A 19,687-nucleotide genomic window follows, 5' to 3' on the forward strand; every position below is an offset into this window, starting at 1 on the left:
CGATATTTGCAACAGCAACATAGTTTTAAACGCTGTTCGTTCGCGACCCGCTAGGTTTGGTTTGCCCAATAAGGCTCGCGCAGCTTGCGCTTGAAGATCTTTCCGGTCGCCTCGCGCGGCAGCGCGTCGCGGAATTCGACGTCCTTTGGCACCTTGAAGTTGGCCAGTCGCTCGCGCAGGAACGCCTGGACCGCGACGGCAGAGATCGCGGCATCCGGTTCGGGCTCGACAAAGGCGCACAGCCGCTCGCCGAATTCCGCATCGGGGATGCCGAACACGGCGCAATCGCGCACGCCGGGCATGCCGATCAGCACGTTCTCGATCTCGGCGGGGTAGATGTTGACGCCGCCCGAGATCACCATGTCGCGCTTGCGGTCGCACAGGAACAGATAGCCGTCCGCGTCGAGATAGCCGACGTCGCCGACGCTGACGAGACCGTTGCGGCCGGCTTCGGCACGCGCCTCGGCCTTGCCGTGATAGTCGAAGTCGGGCACCGAGGTCTGCCGCATGTAGATCTCGCCCGGTTCATTGACGTCGCACAGGCTCCCGTCGGCGCGGAAGATCTTGACGATGCCGCCCTCGATGGCGCGGCCGACCGTACCGGGTTTCCTCAGCGCCTCGTCGGCGGAATGCCACACCGGAATTCCGGTCTCGGTCGAGCCGAAATATTCGTTGATGACCGGCCCCCACCAATCGATCATCGCTTTCTTGATGTCGGGCGGACAGGGTGCCGCGCCATGGACGACAAAGCGCAGCGAGGACAGATCGTAGCGGCGCCTGACTGCGTCGGGCAGGCGCAGCAGGCGCACGAACATCGTCGGCACCATATGCATGTGCGTGACGCGATGCCGCTCGATCAGTTGCAGCAGGTCTTCGGGATCGAATCGGGGTTCGAGCACGATGGTGCAGCCGTTGCGATAGGCCATCATGCCGTAGGAATGCGGGGCGGAATGGTACATCGGGCCGTTCATCAGAACGACCTGATCCTCATTCGGCTTGACGCCATAGGCGATCGCCCCGACGCGCTCGGAGGCCGCGATCTGTTCAGGGCGCATCGGCAGGCGCCGCACGCCCTTCGGCATCCCGGTGGTGCCTGACGTATAGAACATCGGCGCGCTGCGGCGCTGCGGCTCGGTAAGCTCCGCCTGGCTGTCCCGCCAGCTGTCCCAGCCAGTCAATCCGTCCGGGACGCCGGTGAGTCCAACCGGAATCTCGAATGCCCTGGCGATCTCCGGCGGCGTCGCGACGACCAGCAGGGTGAGGCCGTCCGGCAGGCCGCCGCGAATCTGCGGCAGCAGGTCGGCGTGGCAGACCAAGACATCGGCGCCGCTGTCGGCCAGGATATAGCGGACTTCGGCGGCCTTCAGGTGCCAGTTGATCGGCACCACCGGCCTCGCGAGCGCCGCGGATGCCGCGACCACCTCGAACAGCGCAAAATCATTACGCAGCATCATCGCGACCGGCGTGCCTTCGCGGCCACCGAGCCTGCTGAAACCGCTCGCAGCCCGCCTGATGCGGGCCTGGATTTCGTCATAGCCGATCCGGCGTTCGCCGCTGATGATCATGGCGCGTCCTTTTTGTTTCGCTTGAGCCTAGCGATCATCCAGCACGTCGCCAAATCCCACCCAGCTCTTGCCGTTGAAGCGGCGAAGCTGAAGCTGCTGGAACGGGAGATAATCATCCGGGCCGGTCGAAACAGCCATGCCCGGCAACAGTAGCGGCAACTTGATTTCCTTCAGCGAGGCCGCCTGGCGCATGATGTTGTCGCGGCTGACATCGTCCTTGCACGCCCTGAGCACCGTCATCAGCAACGTGGCATAGTGATAGCCCGCGGCATAGTTGGAGTTGGAGAGATCCGCGCTCGGCATGTACTGCTTCATGAAGGCGAGATATTCCTTCACGCCGGGATCGTCGGCCCATTGCGGGTCCATCGTGTCCTTCTGATTGCTCGACGAGATCAGGCCGACCGCGTTGTCGAGCCCGGCCGGCTCGAGGAACGAGATCGAGGAGGCCGACGTCGGCACGAAGAACAGGTCCGGCTTCCAGCCGATCTCGGCCACACCCTTGATCGCCTGCGAGGTGAACTTTCCGAGCACGACGCCGAACAGCACGTTGGCGCCCGAGGCCTTCAGGGTCGAGAGCTGCGAGCTGATCGTCGGCGCGCTGGTCTCGTAGCTCGCCTCGGCGATGATCATGCTCGCGGCTTTGGCTCCGAGCGCGCGCTTGAAGCCTGCGACATAGTCCCGGCCGAAATCGTCGTTCTGGGACAGGATCGCGATTTTCGCGTCGGGCTTGGACTGCAGGATGTACTTGGCATAGACGACGCCCTCGGATTCGTAGGCTGCCATGCCCGGCATGGTCCACGGGTTCTTCTGCGGATCGGCCCATTTGGTGGCGCCCGAGAGCACGAACAGCTGCGGCACCTTCTTGGCGTTGAGGTAGCGTTGCACGGCGCTGTTGGTGGCGGTGCCGAGCGAGCCGAACATCATCAGCACCTCGTCCTGCTCGACCAGCTTGCGGGTCTGCTCGACCGTCTTCGGCGGCGAGTAAGCATCGTCCAGCGAGATGAACTTGACCTTGCGGCCGCTGATGCCGCCCTCGGCGTTGATCTTCTCGAAGAAGGCCTCCTGGGTGCGGCCGATGGCGCCGAAGCCCGAGGCCGGACCGCTATAGGGCAAGGTCTGTCCGATCCGGATATCGTCGGCGCCGGCGGAGCCGACGACCAAAGTCAGCAATGCAACGCCAAGCAGAGCGGCTGCCCGCATCATGGTGTCCTCCTGTCGTTTGTTGTCAATCCGAGACGTCAGGCGCTGGCGCGCAGCAGGAAGTCCTGTCGCGCCTGATCGAACTCGTTCTTCATCCGGTCGACGAGCTCGGCGACCGGCGGCGCATCCAGGATCTGGCCGATGCCCTGACCCGATCCCCAGATGTCGCGCCACGCCTTGGATTTCATGTTGCCGCCGGAGCCGAAATTCATCTTCGTCTTGTCGGCGACCGGGAGATTGTCCGGATCAAGCCCGGCGGCCGCAATCGACGGGCCGAGATAATTGCCGTGCACGCCGGTGAACAAATTGGTGTAGACGATGTCGTGCGCGGCGTGCTGCGTCAAAGCCGCCTTGTAGGCTTGGTCGGCATTGGCCTCCTGCGTCGCGATGAAGCGCGTGCCCATATAGGCGAGGTCGGCGCCCAGTGTCAGCGCGGAGGCGATGCCGTAGCCGTCGCTGATCGCGCCCGACAGCAGGATCGCGCCGTCGAACCATTGCTTGACCTCGCGTACCAGCGCGAAGGGCGACAGCGTGCCGGCATGACCGCCGGCGCCGGCGCAGACCAGGATCAATCCGTCGACGCCCTGCTCGGCGGCCTTGCGCGCATGCTTGACGTTGATGACGTCGTGGAACACCAGCCCGCCATAGGAGTGTGCGGCCTCGACGATCTCCGCGGGCGGACGCAGTGAGGTGATGATGATGGGCGCCTTGTGCTTCACACAGGTCTCCATGTCCTTCATCAGCCGGTCGTTGGAGGCGTGGCAGATCTGGTTGACGGCGTAGGGCGCGACCTTCTTGCCGGGATTGAGCGACTTGTATTCGCCGAGCTCGTCCTCGATGCGGCTCAGCCATTCGTCGAGCTTCTCGACCGGACGGGCGTTGAGCGCCGGAAACGAGCCGACCACGCCGGCTTTGCACTGGGCGATCACCAGCTCCGGTCCGGAGACGATGAAGAGAGGCGAGCCGACGACGGGTAGCTCCAGATTGTTCTTGAGCAGAGCAGGCAGTGCCATCCGATCCTCCTGACAACGCACATCACGGCCTGCCGGCCGGAGGTGAGCGCTTCCATGTCGATTTTCGCGCCGGCGGAATGTCCGCCGCCTGCGCATTTGCCCCCACTATAGGGTTGGACGGCCGGGAGCGGATCGTTCAATATTGAACACGTGCATATTCAATTTTGTACGGGGCCGCCGGTGGATTGGGATCTCTGCAAGACCTTCGTCGCAGTCGCCGACACCGGCAGCTTCACCGCTGCGGCGCGGCGGCTGCACGCCAGCCATCCGACCGTCAGCCGCAAGATCGCCGCGCTGGAGGCACAGCTCGGCACCAAGCTGTTGGCGCGTGCGGCGGAGGGATTTGTGCTCACCGCCGACGGCCGGACGCTGCGCGAGCATGCCGAGGCGATGGCGGCTGCCGCGCTCCGGGCCGAGGCCGCGGTTGGCGCGGGCGGCCGCAAGGCGCGTGGCACGGTCAAGCTCTCGATCGGCGCGACGCTGGCCTCGCACTGGCTGATGCCGCGGCTGCGATCCTTTCTGGGCGCGCATGACCACATCCGGCTCGAGATCATCACCCATCCGTTTCCGGCCAGCGTGCGGCGACGGGAGGCCGACGTCGTGTTGCGCCCCGTCGACAGCGGCGAGGAAAATCTGGTCGGTCGCAAGATCGGCCGCCTCGGCACCGGCTTCTACGCCTCGCGCGACTACGCCGCCGGCCGGTCCCTGCCGGAGCGGAGCGGCGAGTGGAAGGGGCATAGCGTCATCGGTTTCGCCGATCAGGATTCCAACGCACAGCTGGCGCGCTGGAGCGATACGATCACGCGCCAGGGCACCGTGGTGATGCGCTGCTCGTCGCAGGGCGACATGCTGGCGGCGGTGCGCGCGGGAATCGGAATCTCCGCGCTGTCGTGCTTCGTCGCGGAGAGCTATCCGGACCTCGTGCGCGTCGCGCCGCAAAAGCTCGCCAGCGTCGCCGATCTCTGGCTGCTCGCCCATCCCGACCTGGTCGAGCTGTCCGCGGTGCGCGCCGTGATCGATTTCGTGGCCGAATGTGCCCGGGCCGATCGCGAGCGGTTGCGCGGCTAGTTCGATCCGGCGAGCACGCCCTCGCGCTTCTTCACCGCACGATAATAGCTCCACCACAAATGCGCGGCCGCGCCGCGCAGCGGACGCCAGGGTTCGGCGAGCGGCGCCATCTGCTTCTCCGTCGGCCGCGCCTGCAGGCCAAGGCCGATCTTGATGCCCTCCTGCACGGCGAGGTCGCCGGCCGGCCAGGCATCGCCATGGCCGAGGCAGAACAGCAGATAGACGTCCGCGGTCCACGGCCCGATGCCGGGCAGCGAGATCAGCGTGTGATGCGCGGCGTCAGCGTCCTCCTCCGCGAGCACGTCGAGGTTCAGCCGCTGCGCGGTGATCTCGCGCGCGAGATGCTTCAGCGTCTTGATCTTGGCGGCGGAAAGGCCGAGCCGCCCCAGCCGGTCGGTGCGGGCGCGGCGCACCGCGTCATGGTCGAGCGGATCGAACGCCGCCGACAGCCGCCCCCAGATCGCCGCCGCGCTCGCCGTCGAGAGCTGCTGCCCGCAGACGATGTGAGCGAGCCCCGTAAAGCCCGGCTCACGCCGCCGCAGCGCCGGCATGCCCGCGATCTCGAGCACGGGCTTGAGGCGCGGATCGCGCTTGATCAGCGCATGGACGGCCTCTTCGAGATCCGACTGGGTTTCGAGGTGGATGGTCATGATGACACCGGCTCGAGGCGATGCGGAATTCGCGTCCTGTGGACGGCTAGGGACGATAAGACTAAGACCATACTATCGCGATCCTGGAAGTGCTGGATGAGTTTGAGACATATTCCTGTGGAGATGGACGGCGAGAAAGTCGCCCTGATCGATGCCATGCTGGACCGTGTCACCATTGAGCATCGCGTCTTCCTGCCACTGGCGATTGAAAGCGGCAGCCGGGCCTGGGGCTTTGCCTCGCCCGACAGCGACTATGACTGCCGCTTCGTCTATGTGCGCCGGGCGGTGGATCACATTACGCCGTGGACAAGTCGCGATGTCATCGAACTCCCGTTCGAGGGAGATCTCGATGCCAATGGATGGGATTTGCGAAAGGCGCTGCAGCTCCTGTTGAAGGGCAATGCGGTGATCGTGGAGTGGCTGTGCTCACCTGTCGTCTACCGGGGGCACGCATGGTTTCGCGATGATTTTCTGGCATTTGCGAGAGAGGCCGCGAGCCGGGAGGCCGTCTGCCGTCACTATCTTCATCTCGGCGAGCGTCAGCGTCGGGTCTATTTCGGCGATGGGACCAGCGTTCCGCAAAAGAAGATCTTCTATGCGCTTCGGCCTGCCGCCGCCTTGCGCTGGCTGCGCTTGCATCCCGCGGAAGCCGTCGCGCCGATGAATTTCCCAACCCTCATGGCGGAGTGCGATCCGCCGGCCGAATTGAAAGCGGAGATCGCTGATCTCATGGCGCAGAAGGCCATCACGCACGAGCTTGGCTCGGCGCCGTTGCCGCGCGCGGTGGCTGGCTTCATCGATTCGGAATTCGAGCTTGCCCGCGGGCAGTTCGAGGCAGGTGCAGGAAGTGCATCGGAAGAGATGATCCTTCGGGCCGAGCAGTTTTACCGTGGCGTGGTGGAGCGGATTGAACGCGAGAACGGCGCCACAATTCCGTTCCGGCTCGGCTGATGCCACCCGTTTTCCGATTTGCGCCCAGCCCGAACGGCTTCCTGCATCTGGGCCACGCTTATTCGGCGCTGCTGAACTTCGACCGCGCGCGCGAGACCGGCGGGCGGCTGCTGCTGCGGATCGAGGACATCGACGCGACGCGCTGCCGGCCGGACTATGAGGCGGCGATCTACGAGGATCTCGCCTGGCTCGGGATTGCCTGGGAGACACCGGTGCGGCGGCAGTCGGAGCATCTCGCCGAATATCGCGCCGCGCTGGAAAAACTCTCCGCGCTCGGCCTCGTCTATCCCGCTTTCGAAAGCCGCGCCGAGATCGCAAGGCTCGTGGCCGCGCGCGAGGCCGACGGGCCGTGGTCCCGCGATCCCGACGGCGCGCCGCTCTATCCCGGTCACGCCAAATCACTGTCTGCGGACGAGCGGACCCGCCTGATCGATTCCGGTGCGCCCTACGCCTTGCGGCTCGACATGGCGGCGGCCTGTCAGCATCTCGCCGGCCTGACTTGGCAGGAACTGGGCGAGGGACCCGATGGCGAGCTCGGCATCGTCCCGGCGCGGCCCGAGGCCTGGGGCGACGTCATCCTGGCCCGCAAGGAGACGCCGACCAGCTACCATCTGTCCGTCGTCGTCGATGACGCGCTCCAGGGCGTCAGCGAGGTCGTCCGTGGCCAGGACCTGTTTCACGCCAGTTCGGTCCACCGCCTGCTGCAAACCCTGCTCGGTCTGCCGGAACCCGCCTACCGTCACCACGCCCTGATTCGGGACGAGGCGGGGCGGAAGCTGTCGAAATCGAGCGGCTCGACCGGTCTGCGGGAGTTGCGTTCCGCCGGTACCTCGCCGGCCGGTATCCGTCAGTTGGTGGGATTAGATCAAGTTTCTCTGGGGGTTAGCAAAACGCCGCCGTGACTCCGGGGGTTCCCCCGTGCGATGCTTGCCCGACGGCCCGGGGTTCGAAGGGGATACTTCGAAGGGGAGTTATGGCGGCGAAAACGCGCGCAGCGCGCACTACGCGGACGTCCAAACGGGTGGTTCGGAAGCGGTCCGGGCCGGCCGCGAAGGTGCGCAAGCGTAGCACCAGGGCGGTTACGCCCGACGTCGTCCAGGCCGCGCTCGCCGCCTTTGCCCATGAGGTCCGCACCCCCCTCACCGGAATTCTCGCCATCAGCGACCTGCTCGCGACCTCCGATCTCGGCGAGCGGGAGCGGCGCTGGGCCGACACCATCAAGGCCGGCGCCGAGCATCTGGCGAGCCTTGCCACGCTGTTTGTGGACGCGGCCCGCACCGGCACAGGCGGAAATAGTCTGCGGCAGGACCTGTTCGACCTCAGGACGCTGGCCCGCAGCGCCGGCGACTCGCTGGCCGGCCGCGCCGCGGCCAAGGGCCTGCAGGCCCAGGTCGAGATCTCCGACAAGCTGCCGGGGCTGGTGGTCGGCGATCCCGTCCGCCTGCGCGCCGCGCTGGAAAACCTGATCGACAACGCCGTGAAGTTCACCGACCAGGGCGGCGTCGCGCTCGCGGTCGCGCCCTGGCGCCCCGCCAAGGGCAGGAAGACCGACAGGGCGAAGGGCAGGGTCGGCGTCGCCTTCTCGGTCTCCGACAGCGGCATCGGCCTCGCCATGGCCGAGATCAAGCGGCTGTTCCGCCCGTTCACTCAGGCCAATGTCACCATCGCCTCGCGCTTCGGCGGCGCCGGGCTCGGGCTGTCCTCGGTGAAGCAATTGGCGCGCGCGATGGGCGGCGACATCACGGTGGCGCCGCGCCGCGGAGGCGGCGCCACGTTCACATTGACGGTGTCCGTGGACGCGACGGGCTCGGGCAAGTCCCGCAAGTCGAAGGGCCAGGCCGAGGCAGATGCCGTGGCCGCGCTCCGCGTGCTCAGCGTCGAGGACAATCCGTTCGGCCGCGTCGTGCTCAACACCATTCTGACCGAGCTCGGCCATCATGCCGAGTTCATCGGGCGCGGCGAGGATGCCGTGAACCGGCTGGAGCAGGGCGCCTTCGACGCAGTGCTGATGGACATGGTGCTGCCGGGCATCGACGGCGTCGAGGCGATCAGGCGGATCCGCACCATGGCGCCGCCGCTGGCTCAGATCCCGATCATCGGCGTCTCCGGCCGCGGCGAGGACGAGGCCGCCTCGCGCGAGGCCGGCGCCGACGCCTTCCTGGTCAAGCCTGTGTCGCCCCGGGCTTTAGCGACTGCGCTGCTTGAAGCGAAACGCCGTGAGGAAGCCGCGACTTGATGATCGCGGCGTTGAGCTCGCCGCCGTAAACGAAGATCGCGGCGATGAAATACAGAAACACCAGCGCGATGATCACCGAGGCGAGCCCCGCATACATCGTCACGTAATTATTGGCGAAGCGCGCCAGGTACTGGCCGAACACGACGCCCGAGATCAGTGAGGCCACCATCGTGAAGACGATGCCGGGCAGGATCTGGAAAAAGCTGCGCCGTCCCGCCGGCAGCCAGGCGTGCAGGATGAACAGCGCCACCACCAGTGCGGCAATGGTGATGCCGTAGCGCAACCAGGTGAGGATGCTTTCGTTGGATTCGACGAACAGCGGAATGTGCCGCCGCGCCGCCTCGATGAAGAGCGGGCCGAGCACGATCAGGAACGCCATGGCGAGCGCAGTGACGGCCGCGACCAGCGTGTAGCCGATCGATTCCAGCCGCAGCCAGTACCAGCGCCGCATCTCCACCACCGCATAGGCGCGGTTGAGCGCGACCCTGAGCGCCTCGACGCCGTTCGAAGCGAAATAGACCGACAACACTGCGCCGATCGTCAGCACGCCGGTGCGGGTGGTGGTCAGCACGTCGTGAATCTCGCCGGAGAGCGAGTCGGCGACCTGCTGTGGCCAGATCTGGAGCATCAGGCTCGCGGCCTGGTCGGCCAGTTCCTTGGAGCCGAAGAAGCCGGCGAGCGAGGTCAGCACGATCAGAAACGGGAACAGCGCCATCAGCGTCGACAGCGCGATATGGCTCGCGATCGCCCAGCCGTCATCGGCCAGGAACGTGTAGAACGCGTCCTCCACGACGACGTAGATGGTGCGGATGGCCTTCACGGCTTGCCCCGTACGGCTGCCTCTCCCCGCAGGCAGGGGGAGGCGAACAAGGCCGGAGACGGACGCAAATCGGAAATCATCTCATGAGCTTCTGATATTCTTGGCGCAAAAGCCAGATCGCCAACGCCATGGCGGACCGGCGCGCACGGTGTTATCTACCGCCGATGGCATCTATCCTGAGTACTTTCATCCTGCCGGTGGCAGCCGGCGCTGTGGCGTTGGTGCTGCTGCTCGGTCTCGTCAACATGATGCGCGGCGGCTCGCCCAACACCTCGCAGAAGCTGATGCGCTGGCGCGTGCTGCTTCAATTCGTAGCGATCGTCATCGCGATGATCGCGGTCTGGGCGATGGGGCGCTAACATGGTCGTGCTCAACCGCATTTATACGAAGACCGGTGACGACGGCACGACAGCGCTCGGCTCGGGCGAGCGCCGTCCGAAATACGATCTGCGCATAGAGGCCTATGGTACTGTGGACGAGACCAACGCCGCGATCGGCGTGGTGCGGCTGCACACCCATGACATGCCCGAATTCGACGCGATGCTCGGTCGCATCCAGAACGATCTGTTCGATCTCGGCGCCGATCTCGCGGTGCCCGAGCGCGAGGGCGAAGGAACTAAAAGGGCGGAGCGGCTGCGCGTCGTGGCGAGCCAGGTCGAGCGGCTCGAGCACGACATCGACGCACTCAACGACAAGCTGGCGCCGCTGACCTCCTTCGTGCTGCCGGGCGGCACGCCGGCCGCCGCCTACCTCCACGTCGCCCGCACGATTTGCCGCAGGGCGGAACGCGCGATGGTGGAACTGGCGGCACGCCCAGGCGAGCCCGTCGGCGCCGCTGGCATCCAGTATATGAACCGTCTGTCGGACTTCCTGTTCGTGGCCAGCCGCGCCGCTAACCATAACGGAGCCGGCGACGTGCTCTGGGTTCCGGGCCAGAATCGCTGACCCCAAGGGTCGCAGACCCATTGAGCGGCGCATTTCTAAGGTCTAAAATTTGGCCCTGTCGCGCGTTGACCGGGCCGGATCAGGCCTTTAGGTTCCGCGCCAGTTCAATAGCCCCCCTACTAAATTGAGTGAAAGAGGATCGATGAAGGTCTTAGTGCCGGTAAAGCGGGTGGTCGATTACAACGTCAAGGTCCGCGTCAAGAGCGATGGATCGGGCGTTGAACTCGCCAACGTCAAGATGTCGATGAACCCGTTCGACGAAATCGCGGTCGAGGAAGCGCTGCGCCTGAAGGAAGGCGGCAAGGCGACCGAGGTCGTGGTGGTCTCCATTGGACCTGCGCAGGCGTCGGAGACGATCCGCACTGGTCTCGCCATGGGCGCCGATCGCGGCATCCTGGTGAAGGCCGAGGGCACCGTCGAGCCGCTCGCTGTCGCCAAGATCCTGAAGAAGGTTGCTGAAGAAGAGCAGCCGGGCCTCATCATTCTCGGCAAGCAGGCGATCGACGACGACTCGAACCAGACCGGCCAGATGCTGGCCGCGCTGCTCGGCTGGTCGCAGGCAACCTTCGCCTCGAAGCTCGAAGTCGAAGGCAGCGACTTCAAGGTCACCCGCGAAGTCGACGGCGGCCTGCAGACCGTGAAGCTCAAGGGACCGGCGATCGTCACCACCGATCTGCGTCTCAACGAGCCGCGCTATGCCTCGCTGCCGAACATCATGAAGGCGAAGAAGAAGCCAATCGCGGAGAAGACCGTCGCCGATTACGGCGTCGACGTTGCCGCGCGCCTCGAGGTTCTCAAGACGACTGAACCCGCGGGCCGCAAGGCCGGCGTCAAGGTCAAGGACGTCGCCGAGCTGGTGTCGAAACTCAAGAACGAAGCCGGGGTGCTCTGATGACGACGCTGCTGATTGCCGAACACGACAATGCGTCGTTGAAGGATGCGACCAACAAGGCCCTGACCGCGGCCGCCGCGCTCGGCGCCGACGTCGAGGTGCTGGTGGCTGGTCAAAACGCCAAGGCCGCGGCGGACGCCGCTGCCAAGCTTGCCGGCGTGAAGAAGGTGCTGCTCGCCGACGGCGAGGCCTACGGGCACGATCTCGCCGAGCCGCTGGCCGCGCTGATCGTCTCGCTGGCCCCGTCCTATGACGCGATCGTCGCGCCCGCGACCTCGCGCTTCAAGAACGTGATGCCCCGCGTCGCAGCCCTGCTCGACGTCATGCAGGTCTCGGAGATCATCAAGGTGGTCGCGCCCGACACCTATGAGCGTCCGATCTATGCCGGCAACGCCATCCAGACGGTGAAGTCGAAGGACGCAAAGAAGGTCATCACGGTCCGCACCTCCACCTTCGCCGCTGCGGGCGAGGGCGGCAGCGCGCCGGTCGAGAGCGTCGCCGCTGCGGCCGATCCGGGCCTGTCGTCCTTCGTCGGCGAGGAAGTCGCCAAGAGCGACCGCCCCGAGCTGACCTCGGCGAAGATCATCGTCTCCGGTGGCCGCGCCATGCAGAGCCGCGAGAACTTCGCCAAATACATCGAGCCGCTCGCCGACAAGCTCGGCGCCGGTGTCGGTGCCTCGCGTGCGGCGGTGGACGCCGGCTATGCGCCGAACGACTGGCAGGTCGGCCAGACCGGCAAGGTCGTGGCCCCCGAGCTCTATGTCGCCGTGGGCATCTCCGGTGCGATCCAGCATCTGGCGGGCATGAAGGACTCCAAGGTGATCGTCGCGATCAACAAGGACGAGGACGCGCCGATCTTCCAGGTGGCCGATTACGGCCTGGTCGCCGACCTCTACCAGGCGGTTCCTGAGCTGACCGCCGAACTCGCCAAGCTCGGCAAGTAAAAACCGCTAAAAACGCCGGCCGGAGGTATAAACTCCGGCCGGTTTTTCTTTTTCGAGGCGTTTTCTTTGGCGTGGGGCACGCCGGGGGAGCGATCCAATCTAGGTTTCGAGCCCGGGTTCTGATTAAATCAGGCTCCTGGTCAAATCAGACCTCCCGGCTCTGGGGGTAGCAGGCGCGACATGCGCGCCGTTCCGGTGGATGACATTATGGCGGCAGTGATCAAGAAGGTCGGCGTGATCGGCGCGGGTCAGATGGGCAATGGCATCGCGCATGTTGCCGCGCTTGCCGGCTTCGACGTGGTGCTCAACGATGTCTCGGCCGACCGGCTCAAATCGGGCATGGCCACCATCAACGGCAATCTGGCGCGCCAGGTCTCCAAGAAGGCGGTGACCGAGGACGACAAGACCAAGGCGATGGCGCGCATCTCGCTGGCCGAGAAGCTCGACGACCTCGCCGACTGCGACCTCGTGATCGAGACCGCGGTCGAGAAGGAAGAGGTCAAGCGCAAGATCTTTCACGAGCTCTGCGCGGTGCTGAAGCCCGAGGCGATCGTCGCCTCCGATACGTCCTCGATCTCGATCACCCGGCTTGCCGCCGCCACCGACCGGCCCGAGCGCTTCATCGGCATTCACTTCATGAATCCGGTGCCGCTGATGGAGCTGGTCGAGCTGATTCGCGGCATCGCCACCGACGATTCGACCTTCGAGGCCTCCAAGGAATTCGTCGCCAAGCTCGGCAAGCAGGTCGCGGTCTCCGAGGATTTCCCGGCCTTCATCGTCAATCGCATCCTGCTGCCGATGATCAACGAGGCGATCTACACGCTGTATGAAGGCGTCGGCAATGTCGAGGCGATCGACGCGGCGATGAAGCTCGGTGCCCACCATCCGATGGGCCCGCTGGAGCTTGCCGATTTCATCGGCCTCGACACCTGCCTGTCGATCATGCAGGTGCTGCACGAGGGCCTTGCCGACTCCAAGTACCGCCCGTGCCCGCTGCTGGTGAAATACGTCGAGGCCGGTTGGCTCGGCCGCAAGACCCAGCGCGGCTTCTACGACTACCGCGGCGCCAAGCCGGTTCCGACACGTTAAGGCGGTCTCGTGCCCCGGACGCTGCGCAGCGCGTCAGCGATGCGCTGCAGAGCCGGGGCCTAGAAGCCGCGCGCAAGCTGAGTCCTAGCAAGCTGAGTCATGGGTCCGGGCTCTGCGGTGCGTCACCATAGTGCGTCGAAGACGCGCGTGAACGCGCTTATGGTGCCGCGCCGCGTCCGGGACACGGACAGCGCCGTTACTGTGACAATTCATGTCGCGTTAACCCATCCGCCCTAGTGTCCGGCCCGGTACGAGGGTTCGCGTAATGGACATGATGGCGATGGTCAGCACCATGCTGGCCGCTCAGCAAGGCGCGCTGCAGTCGAATATTGCGGCGACGCTGACCAAGCAGAACATGGACATGGAGAAATCCACCGTCCTGACGCTGCTGGGCGCCGGTCAGCCCTCGCTCGCCAATGTCGGCCCCGGCGTCGGCGGCAACCTCAACGTCACCGCCTGATCTCTAGAGCGATGCGGCGGCCTTGCCCGTCGCGGCCCGGATCAGCTTGAGCGCATCCTCGCTCGCCCATTCTGCCGGCCCAGCGATCGTCGCGATCTCGCATCCCTGCGGGTCGACCAGCACCGAAGTCGGCATCCCCAGCGCCCGGCCTATTGCCTTAAGATCCTGAAAAACCTTGGCTTTCTGGTCGTTGAAATAGCCGATCCGGGTCAGATTGGCCTCTTTCAGGAAGGTCTTGGGCTTCTCGGGATCGCGGGTGTCGATATTGATCGCCACCACCTCGAAATTCGGGCCCGACAGCTTGCCCTGGAGCTCGTCCAGCGCCGGCATCTCCTTGCGGCAGGGCACGCACCAGGTGGCCCAGAGGTTCACCAGCAGCGTCTTGCCGCGGAAATCGGACAGTTTCTTCGGCTTGCCGTCGGCATCCTCGAAGGTGAGGTCGGGCAGCTTCAAGGGCGCGCTCGCCATGGTCAGGGCGGCCAGCTCGCCATGGGCGAGCGGGGCGAGTTTCTGCGCCGTTGCCACCGCCGGCTTGCAGGTCGGATCGCCTGAGGGCGCCCGGCTCAGGCCCAGCCCGTACAGCGCGGCGAAGCCGGCCAGCCCTCCAACCGCCACGGTGGCGATGACGAGGGGGATCCGGCGCGTGGCGGAGGGCTTCTTGTCGAGCATATCGTTTGTCATCCGGTCGCAGATATGGCTATCAGGGGCCTCTTAATACGGCTGGCTGCGGCCAGCAAATGTGCGGCAAGGCAAGGCGCGAGCAGGGGATCATGAGCAACAAGATGTGGGGCGGCCGGTTCTCGGAACGTCCCGATGAGATCATGGAAGAGATCAACGTCTCCATCGACGTCGATCGTCACCTGTTCGCCCAGGACATTGCCGCGTCCAAGGCCCACGCCGCGATGCTGGCCAGCCAGGGCATCATCACGGCCTCTGATGCGAAAAATATCGGCAAGGGTCTAGACACGATTCTGTCAGAGATCGGGAAGGGCGGCTTCACGTTCAAGCGCGCGCTCGAGGACATCCATATGAATGTCGAGAGCCGCCTGTCGGAGCTGATCGGCCCGGCGGCCGGGCGCCTGCACACCGCGCGCTCGCGCAATGACCAGGTCGCGACCGACTTCCGCCTCTATGTTCGCGACGTTCTCGATGAGACCGACGCGGCGCTCGCCGCGTTCCAGGCCGCGCTGGTCAATCGCGCGCTGGAACATGCCGCGACCGTGATGCCCGGCTTCACGCACCTGCAGACCGCGCAGCCTGTCACCTTCGGTCACCATCTGCTCGCCTATGTCGAGATGGCCGCGCGCGACCGCGGCCGTTTCCAGGATGCGCGCAAGCGGCTCAATGAATCGCCGCTCGGCGCCGCTGCGCTTGCCGGCACCTCGTTCCCGATCGACCGCCATGCCACCGCGAAGGCGCTCGGTTTCGACCGGCCGATGGCGAATTCGCTCGATGCGGTCTCCGACCGTGACTTCGTGCTGGAGACGCTGTCTGCGGCCTCGATCTGCGCCGTGCACATGTCACGTTTTGCCGAGGAGATCGTGATCTGGACCTCGCCGCTGGTGGGGCTGGTCCGCCTCAGCGACAAGTTCACCACCGGTTCGTCGATCATGCCGCAGAAGCGCAATCCAGATGCCGCCGAGCTGGTGCGCGCCAAGACCGGCCGCGTCATCGGCGCGCTCAACGGTCTCCTGATCGTGATGAAGGGCCTGCCGCTCGCCTATCAAAAGGACATGCAGGAGGACAAGCAGGGCGCGATGGAGGGCTTTGCCGCGCTGTCGCTGGCGATCCGCGCCATGACCGGCATGGTCCGCGATCTCGTCCCCGACGAGGCCAAGATGAAGGCCGCCGCCGGCGAGGGCTACGCCACCGCGACCGACCTTGCCGACTGGCTGGTGCGGACGCTGAAGATGCCGTTCCGCGAGGCCCACCACGTTACCGGCCGCATCGTCGCCAAGGCCGCCGAGGGCGAGATGGCGCTGCACGAGCTGCCGCTGAAGGAGATGCAGGCGATCGAGCCCAAGATCACCAAGGACGTGCTCGGCGTGCTCTCGGTCGAATCGTCGGTGAAGAGCCGGACCAGCTTCGGCGGCACCGCGCCGAAGAACGTGGCCTCCCAGGCCAAGGCCTGGGCGAAGCGGCTGGAAAAAGAGCGGAAATAGGGCTGAGGGCAAAATTTCGCTTATGTTTCATGGTCATCCGGCTCTCGCCAGAGCGCGCCAATCTCTGTATGGTGCAGCCCGCGTAGTGGGGATCTCGTCGTGACGTCAAAGTTTCGCCCGGCCGGCTCGGGGTGGGCCATCATTGTCTTGAGCCTGACGGCGCTCGCGCTGGCCGGCTGCGGCCGCAAGGGCCCGCTGGATCTGCCGCCGACCGCCTCGAGCGCGTCCACGGCCAACATCGCCGCGCCCACCGACACCGAGATCGAAGCCCAGAGAACGCCGAGCGTGTTCAACCCCACCTATGGTGCGGAAGCCGGCCCCGCGGCGCCCAAGGGCAGCAAGAAATCGTTTATTCTCGACCCGCTCCTGGACGACAGACCCAGCCGGTAGGCTGGGGACAAACTGAGCCGACGCCATGAATCATTTCGACTACCGCAACGGCGTGCTGCACGCCGAGGCGGTGAACCTGTCCGAGCTGGCCGCGACCGTCGGCACGCCGTTCTACTGCTATTCGACCGCAACGCTCGAGCGGCACTACCGCGTCTTCGCCGACGCCTTTGCCGGCGAGAAGGTGCTGGTCTGCTACGCCATGAAGGCGAACTCCAACCAGTCGGTGCTGCGCACGCTGGCCAAGCTCGGCGCCGGCGCGGACGTCGTCTCCGGTGGCGAACTGAAGCGTGCGCTCGCGGCCGGCATCCCCGCAAGCAAGATCCTGTTCTCCGGCGTCGGCAAGACCGAGACCGAGCTGCGCGCGGCGCTGGCCGCCGACATTCTCTGCCTCAACGTCGAATCCGAGCCCGAGCTCGAACTGCTGTCGCGCCTCGCGACCGAGATGGGCAAGACGGCGCGCATCTCCGTGCGCGTCAATCCCGACGTCGATGCCGGCACGCATGCGAAGATCTCGACCGGCAAGTCCGAGAACAAGTTCGGCATTCCGATCGCCTATGCCCGCGAGGTCTATGCCCGCGCCGCCAAGCTGCCCGGGATCAAGGTAACAGGCACCGACGTGCATATCGGCAGCCAGATCACCGATCTCTCCAAGATGGAGACCGCGTTCCGCATCCTCTCCGAATTCGTGCAGACGCTGCGCAGCGACGGCCACGACATCAGCCACGTCGATTTCGGCGGCGGCCTCGGCATTCCCTATTACATGGACCGCGAGGCGCCACCGGCGCCCGACGCCTATGCCGCCATGGTCAAGCGCGTCAGCCACAATCTCGGCTGCACGCTGATGTTCGAGCCGGGCCGCATGATCGTCGGCAATGCCGGCATCCTCGTCGCCAAGGTGATTTACGTGAAGCACGGCGATGGCAAGAATTTCGTCATCATCGACGCCGCGATGAACGATCTGATCCGCCCGACGCTGTATGAGGCGCATCACGACATCCTGCCGGTGACGCAGCCGGCGAGGGATGCCGCCACGATCATGGCCGACGTCGTCGGCCCAGTCTGCGAGACTGGCGACTATCTCGCGCTCGACCGCACCCTGCCGACGCCGAAGCCGGGCGATCTGATCGCCATCATGACCGCCGGTGCCTATGGCGCGGTGCAGGCCGGCACCTACAACACGCGGCCGCTGGTGCCCGAGGTGCTGGTGAAGGGCGATCAATACGCGGTGGTGCGCCCGCGCATCGAGGTCGAGCAGCTCATTGCGATGGACACGCCGGCGCCGTGGCTGTGATGTCGTAGCCCGGATGGAGCGCAGCGAAATCCGGGACAGTCTCTCTGCGGCCCAAGGCCCCGGATTGCGCTTCGCTCCATCCGGGCTACGGGACCCGGTAAAACGCCGGCGAGCCTATGCTCACCGGCGTTGCTCATTTCACGGCCCGTATTTCGGCGCCGGCTTCTGGTTGAAATCGTTCTCGTCAGTGACGCAGGTGAAGTTCGCGGCAGCGCTGGTGCTGCCGCTGCCGTTGTACTTTGCGACCTTGGGGAAGACGCAGAGCGGCCGGGTCATCTGCACCGCAGGTGGTGTGTCATCGACGAATTTCGTGGCGAGGATCGTTTCCGGCGGGACCCCGGCCTCGACCCATTTAACCAGCGGTGTGAGCGCATCGAACGTGTTGGGGCCGGGTCCGCCCGAGCAGTGATACAGCCCGGGCACCATGAACAGCCGTGCGTAGCTCTGGGTCCGCTGCAGCGCCGGATTGCCATTGCCATGATCGAAGAAGCCGACCGGTTGGAGCCCCTGGGCTTCATCCCCCACCAGCGCGAGGAAATAGTTGATGCTGCTCTGTGACGGAATCAGCGGGTCGGCCCAGCCGTGATACATCAGCAGCTTGCCGCCATGCTCCCTGAATTCGCTGAGATCCGTGCTGGTCGCGTTCAGCACTGCGGCAAGCTGGTTATCGACCTTGGCGATGTCGTGGTGGAAGTCGAAATTGGCAAAGTTGGTCGCGCTTGATGGGTAGCCGAAGCTCGGCCCGAACACCCAGTAGAACAGGCCGTCGAAGGCCGGCTCGGGCAACCGTTCCTGGAACGCGAGGCCGAGTGCGAGGATGTCGTCGGTCTCGTTGCCGCGCTGGGAGCCCGGATTGATGATCTGCCCGTTCACCGGGTCGTTCGTGCCGCCGTAATAGCGCTGCATGGTCGTGACCTGCTCGGAGGTCAGGCAGGCGGGCGGCGCGTTGCCGCCGGTGCAGAGCAGGACCTTCGGATCAAAACGGCAGTCGCGCGGATCGGTCAGGAATTGATCGGTCTTGGCGCCGCCGTCCCGGCCGACGCACTGCTTGAGCACGGCCTGGTTGATCAGCGTCATCTGGCCGGCCTGGATGAAGCGGCCGGGGCTCGCATGCGCGTTCTGCCAGCCATAGAGGCCGGCCATGTGCAGGTGGGTGCGGTTGAACGCGGCTGCGCCCGCCAGGATGCCGTCATAGTCGTTGGGGAAGCGCTGCGCCTCCATCAGCGCGTTCTGGCCGCCGGTGGAGCAGCCGGCGAAATAGGCCCTTTGCGGCTGGTGCCCGTAGAACGCGTTGGCGATTTCCTTGCCGCGCACGGTCATCAGATGGATCGCGCGGTAGCCGAAATCCTTGATCCGCTCGGGATGCCCGAACAGGCCGGTCGAGGGGCTCGCGGGATCGCCGAATTGAATGGCGAGAGGATTGCCCATGTTGCCGGCCGAGCCGCAGAACAGCGGGCTGCATCCCGAAGACCCGGTGCCGAGATCGCTGTTGGTCGCGGCAAAGCCGCCCTGGATGCCGAGGGCGAGCGAGTTATAGGTGATCACGCCCTGGAAGCCGCCGCCGCCGGTGCCGAGGAATCTGCCGTTCCACGTCGTTTCGGGCAGCCAGACTTCGATCCTGATATTGGAATCCGAAGTCGGCACCAGCGTTGCGGTGACGCGGCAAAACGCCGGAAGATTGGTGATCGGGCTCGAACCAGGCGGGACGAAGGTGCCGGTCGTGTTGTCGTCCGCCGAATTGATCACCGTGTGCTGCAGTTGCAAGGATCGAAGATTGGTGCACGCCGTCGCCATTGCGGGCGAAGTACCGAGTGCGACACAGGCAAACAGGGCCATGGTCGCACCGACAAGTAAGTGTCGATGACGCTTCATTCCGTCCTCCCTGATTTTTATGCAGTCGTGTAGGGCGGACAGGATAACTTACAAAGAATACAACTCAAGGGTGAATGGAGACGTCGCGAAATTTTTGAGAAACTCGCGCGTCAGTTGCGGTGCCGTAGCCCGGATGAAG

At 65.3% G+C, this 19,687-nt stretch carries 19 protein-coding genes and 1 pseudogene; 13 read left to right on the top strand and 7 right to left on the bottom strand.

Annotated features, from left to right (window positions below; all coding sequences use genetic code 11):
- Positions 1 to 50: 50 nt before the first annotated feature.
- The 3 genes and pseudogenes from VGR99_RS02950 to VGR99_RS02960 form a co-directional block, all read right to left on the bottom strand.
- Positions 51 to 1,574, bottom strand: a pseudogene (locus tag VGR99_RS02950) (acyl-CoA synthetase); the annotation flags it as partial.
- A gap of 18 nt (positions 1,575 to 1,592) precedes the next feature.
- Positions 1,593 to 2,768 carry an ABC transporter substrate-binding protein gene (locus VGR99_RS02955; protein ID WP_326896805.1) on the bottom strand — a complete coding sequence of 392 codons (1,176 nt, stop codon included), beginning with the start codon at positions 2,766 to 2,768 and terminating at the stop codon, positions 1,593 to 1,595.
- 35 nt (positions 2,769 to 2,803) lie between these two features.
- On the bottom strand, positions 2,804 to 3,778 hold the full coding sequence (locus VGR99_RS02960; protein WP_326896806.1) for a nitronate monooxygenase family protein: 975 nt from the start codon (positions 3,776 to 3,778) through the stop codon (positions 2,804 to 2,806).
- A gap of 180 nt (positions 3,779 to 3,958) precedes the next feature.
- On the opposite strand from VGR99_RS02960, the gene VGR99_RS02965 reads away from it, so the two are divergent.
- Positions 3,959 to 4,846 carry a LysR family transcriptional regulator gene (locus VGR99_RS02965; RefSeq protein ID WP_326896807.1) on the top strand — a complete coding sequence of 296 codons (888 nt, stop codon included), beginning with the start codon at positions 3,959 to 3,961 and terminating at the stop codon, positions 4,844 to 4,846.
- On the opposite strand, the gene VGR99_RS02970 is transcribed toward VGR99_RS02965, so the two are convergent.
- The gene (locus tag VGR99_RS02970; protein WP_326896808.1) at positions 4,843 to 5,496 is read right to left on the bottom strand and encodes a DNA-3-methyladenine glycosylase 2 family protein; all 654 of its coding nucleotides are present in this window, start codon (positions 5,494 to 5,496) and stop codon (positions 4,843 to 4,845) included. The genes VGR99_RS02965 and VGR99_RS02970 overlap by 4 nt on opposite strands.
- 96 nt (positions 5,497 to 5,592) lie before the next feature.
- Here VGR99_RS02970 and VGR99_RS02975 point away from each other — a divergent pair, with 96 nt between their 5' ends.
- From VGR99_RS02975 to VGR99_RS02985, 3 genes are all read left to right on the top strand, one after another.
- Complete coding sequence (locus VGR99_RS02975) at positions 5,593 to 6,447, top strand: nucleotidyltransferase domain-containing protein (protein WP_326896809.1); 855 nt, start codon at positions 5,593 to 5,595, stop codon at positions 6,445 to 6,447.
- Entirely contained in the window at positions 6,447 to 7,349 is a 903-nt protein-coding gene (gluQRS, locus tag VGR99_RS02980; protein WP_326896810.1) for a tRNA glutamyl-Q(34) synthetase GluQRS, read from the top strand. Before VGR99_RS02975 ends, gluQRS begins: the two co-directional genes overlap by 1 nt.
- 71 nt (positions 7,350 to 7,420) lie before the next feature.
- A complete protein-coding gene (locus VGR99_RS02985; RefSeq protein ID WP_326896811.1) occupies positions 7,421 to 8,683 on the top strand; it encodes an ATP-binding protein in 1,263 nt (420 codons plus the stop codon).
- Here the strand turns inward: VGR99_RS02985 and VGR99_RS02990 are convergent.
- Positions 8,610 to 9,503 carry a YihY/virulence factor BrkB family protein gene (locus tag VGR99_RS02990; protein WP_326896812.1) on the bottom strand — a complete coding sequence of 298 codons (894 nt, stop codon included), beginning with the start codon at positions 9,501 to 9,503 and terminating at the stop codon, positions 8,610 to 8,612. The genes VGR99_RS02985 and VGR99_RS02990 overlap by 74 nt on opposite strands.
- Positions 9,504 to 9,667: 164 nt before the next feature.
- Here VGR99_RS02990 and VGR99_RS02995 point away from each other — a divergent pair, with 164 nt between their 5' ends.
- From VGR99_RS02995 to VGR99_RS03020, 6 genes are all read left to right on the top strand, one after another.
- Positions 9,668 to 9,862 carry a twin transmembrane helix small protein gene (locus tag VGR99_RS02995; RefSeq protein ID WP_008135291.1) on the top strand — a complete coding sequence of 65 codons (195 nt, stop codon included), beginning with the start codon at positions 9,668 to 9,670 and terminating at the stop codon, positions 9,860 to 9,862.
- Position 9,863: 1 nt separating this feature from the next.
- Positions 9,864 to 10,448 (top strand): cob(I)yrinic acid a,c-diamide adenosyltransferase, encoded by a 585-nt coding sequence (locus tag VGR99_RS03000; RefSeq protein WP_326896813.1) that lies wholly within the window; start codon positions 9,864 to 9,866, stop codon positions 10,446 to 10,448.
- Positions 10,449 to 10,590: 142 nt separating this feature from the next.
- Positions 10,591 to 11,340 carry an electron transfer flavoprotein subunit beta/FixA family protein gene (locus tag VGR99_RS03005; RefSeq protein WP_326896814.1) on the top strand — a complete coding sequence of 250 codons (750 nt, stop codon included), beginning with the start codon at positions 10,591 to 10,593 and terminating at the stop codon, positions 11,338 to 11,340.
- Positions 11,340 to 12,284 (top strand): electron transfer flavoprotein subunit alpha/FixB family protein, encoded by a 945-nt coding sequence (locus tag VGR99_RS03010; protein ID WP_326896815.1) that lies wholly within the window; start codon positions 11,340 to 11,342, stop codon positions 12,282 to 12,284. Before VGR99_RS03005 ends, VGR99_RS03010 begins: the two co-directional genes overlap by 1 nt.
- A gap of 207 nt (positions 12,285 to 12,491) precedes the next feature.
- Positions 12,492 to 13,373 (top strand): 3-hydroxybutyryl-CoA dehydrogenase, encoded by an 882-nt coding sequence (locus VGR99_RS03015; RefSeq protein WP_188099940.1) that lies wholly within the window; start codon positions 12,492 to 12,494, stop codon positions 13,371 to 13,373.
- A 265-nt stretch (positions 13,374 to 13,638) separates the two neighbouring features.
- Positions 13,639 to 13,833, top strand: a complete 195-nt coding sequence (locus tag VGR99_RS03020; protein ID WP_027562813.1) for a putative motility protein — start codon at positions 13,639 to 13,641, stop codon at positions 13,831 to 13,833.
- 3 nt (positions 13,834 to 13,836) lie between these two features.
- On the opposite strand, the gene tlpA is transcribed toward VGR99_RS03020, so the two are convergent.
- The gene (tlpA, locus tag VGR99_RS03025; protein ID WP_326896848.1) at positions 13,837 to 14,502 is read right to left on the bottom strand and encodes a thiol:disulfide interchange protein TlpA; all 666 of its coding nucleotides are present in this window, start codon (positions 14,500 to 14,502) and stop codon (positions 13,837 to 13,839) included.
- A 101-nt stretch (positions 14,503 to 14,603) separates the two neighbouring features.
- On the opposite strand from tlpA, the gene argH reads away from it, so the two are divergent.
- The 3 genes from argH to lysA all read left to right on the top strand — a co-directional run bounded on the left by argH (position 14,604) and on the right by lysA (position 17,676).
- Entirely contained in the window at positions 14,604 to 15,995 is a 1,392-nt protein-coding gene (gene argH, locus VGR99_RS03030; protein WP_326896816.1) for an argininosuccinate lyase, read from the top strand.
- Positions 15,996 to 16,094: 99 nt separating this feature from the next.
- Positions 16,095 to 16,385: an LPS translocon maturation chaperone LptM gene (gene lptM, locus VGR99_RS03035; RefSeq protein WP_326896817.1), complete on the top strand. Its 291-nt coding sequence runs from the start codon at positions 16,095 to 16,097 to the stop codon at positions 16,383 to 16,385.
- Between the two features lie 25 nt (positions 16,386 to 16,410).
- Positions 16,411 to 17,676 carry a diaminopimelate decarboxylase gene (lysA, locus tag VGR99_RS03040; RefSeq protein WP_326896818.1) on the top strand — a complete coding sequence of 422 codons (1,266 nt, stop codon included), beginning with the start codon at positions 16,411 to 16,413 and terminating at the stop codon, positions 17,674 to 17,676.
- 138 nt (positions 17,677 to 17,814) lie between these two features.
- Here the strand turns inward: lysA and VGR99_RS03045 are convergent, their stop codons facing one another.
- A complete protein-coding gene (locus VGR99_RS03045) occupies positions 17,815 to 19,548 on the bottom strand; it encodes a tannase/feruloyl esterase family alpha/beta hydrolase (RefSeq protein ID WP_326896819.1) in 1,734 nt (577 codons plus the stop codon).
- Between the last annotated feature and the right edge of the window lie 139 nt (positions 19,549 to 19,687).

It is taken from the genome of Bradyrhizobium sp., from assembly GCF_035935975.1.
Taxonomy (GTDB): Bacteria; Pseudomonadota; Alphaproteobacteria; order Rhizobiales; family Xanthobacteraceae; genus Bradyrhizobium.

Excerpts from the sequence above, each read along its gene's own strand:
- VGR99_RS03005 (WP_326896814.1), top strand. The coding sequence starts at position 10,591 with ATGAAGGTCTTAGTGCCGGTAAAGCGGGTGGTCGATTACAACGTCAAG.
- VGR99_RS03010 (WP_326896815.1), top strand. The coding sequence starts at position 11,340 with ATGACGACGCTGCTGATTGCCGAACACGACAATGCGTCGTTGAAGGAT.
- argH (WP_326896816.1), top strand. The coding sequence starts at position 14,604 with ATGAGCAACAAGATGTGGGGCGGCCGGTTCTCGGAACGTCCCGATGAG.
- tlpA (WP_326896848.1), bottom strand. The coding sequence starts at position 14,502 with ATGCTCGACAAGAAGCCCTCCGCCACGCGCCGGATCCCCCTCGTCATC.
- VGR99_RS02985 (WP_326896811.1), top strand. The coding sequence starts at position 7,421 with ATGGCGGCGAAAACGCGCGCAGCGCGCACTACGCGGACGTCCAAACGG.
- gluQRS (WP_326896810.1), top strand. The coding sequence starts at position 6,447 with ATGCCACCCGTTTTCCGATTTGCGCCCAGCCCGAACGGCTTCCTGCAT.
- VGR99_RS03045 (WP_326896819.1), bottom strand. The coding sequence starts at position 19,548 with ATGAAGCGTCATCGACACTTACTTGTCGGTGCGACCATGGCCCTGTTT.
- VGR99_RS02960 (WP_326896806.1), bottom strand. The coding sequence starts at position 3,778 with ATGGCACTGCCTGCTCTGCTCAAGAACAATCTGGAGCTACCCGTCGTC.
- VGR99_RS03000 (WP_326896813.1), top strand. The coding sequence starts at position 9,864 with ATGGTCGTGCTCAACCGCATTTATACGAAGACCGGTGACGACGGCACG.
- VGR99_RS02955 (WP_326896805.1), bottom strand. The coding sequence starts at position 2,768 with ATGATGCGGGCAGCCGCTCTGCTTGGCGTTGCATTGCTGACTTTGGTC.
- VGR99_RS02995 (WP_008135291.1), top strand. The coding sequence starts at position 9,668 with ATGGCATCTATCCTGAGTACTTTCATCCTGCCGGTGGCAGCCGGCGCT.
- VGR99_RS03020 (WP_027562813.1), top strand. The coding sequence starts at position 13,639 with ATGGACATGATGGCGATGGTCAGCACCATGCTGGCCGCTCAGCAAGGC.
- lysA (WP_326896818.1), top strand. The coding sequence starts at position 16,411 with ATGAATCATTTCGACTACCGCAACGGCGTGCTGCACGCCGAGGCGGTG.
- VGR99_RS02970 (WP_326896808.1), bottom strand. The coding sequence starts at position 5,496 with ATGACCATCCACCTCGAAACCCAGTCGGATCTCGAAGAGGCCGTCCAT.
- VGR99_RS02975 (WP_326896809.1), top strand. The coding sequence starts at position 5,593 with ATGAGTTTGAGACATATTCCTGTGGAGATGGACGGCGAGAAAGTCGCC.
- VGR99_RS03015 (WP_188099940.1), top strand. The coding sequence starts at position 12,492 with ATGGCGGCAGTGATCAAGAAGGTCGGCGTGATCGGCGCGGGTCAGATG.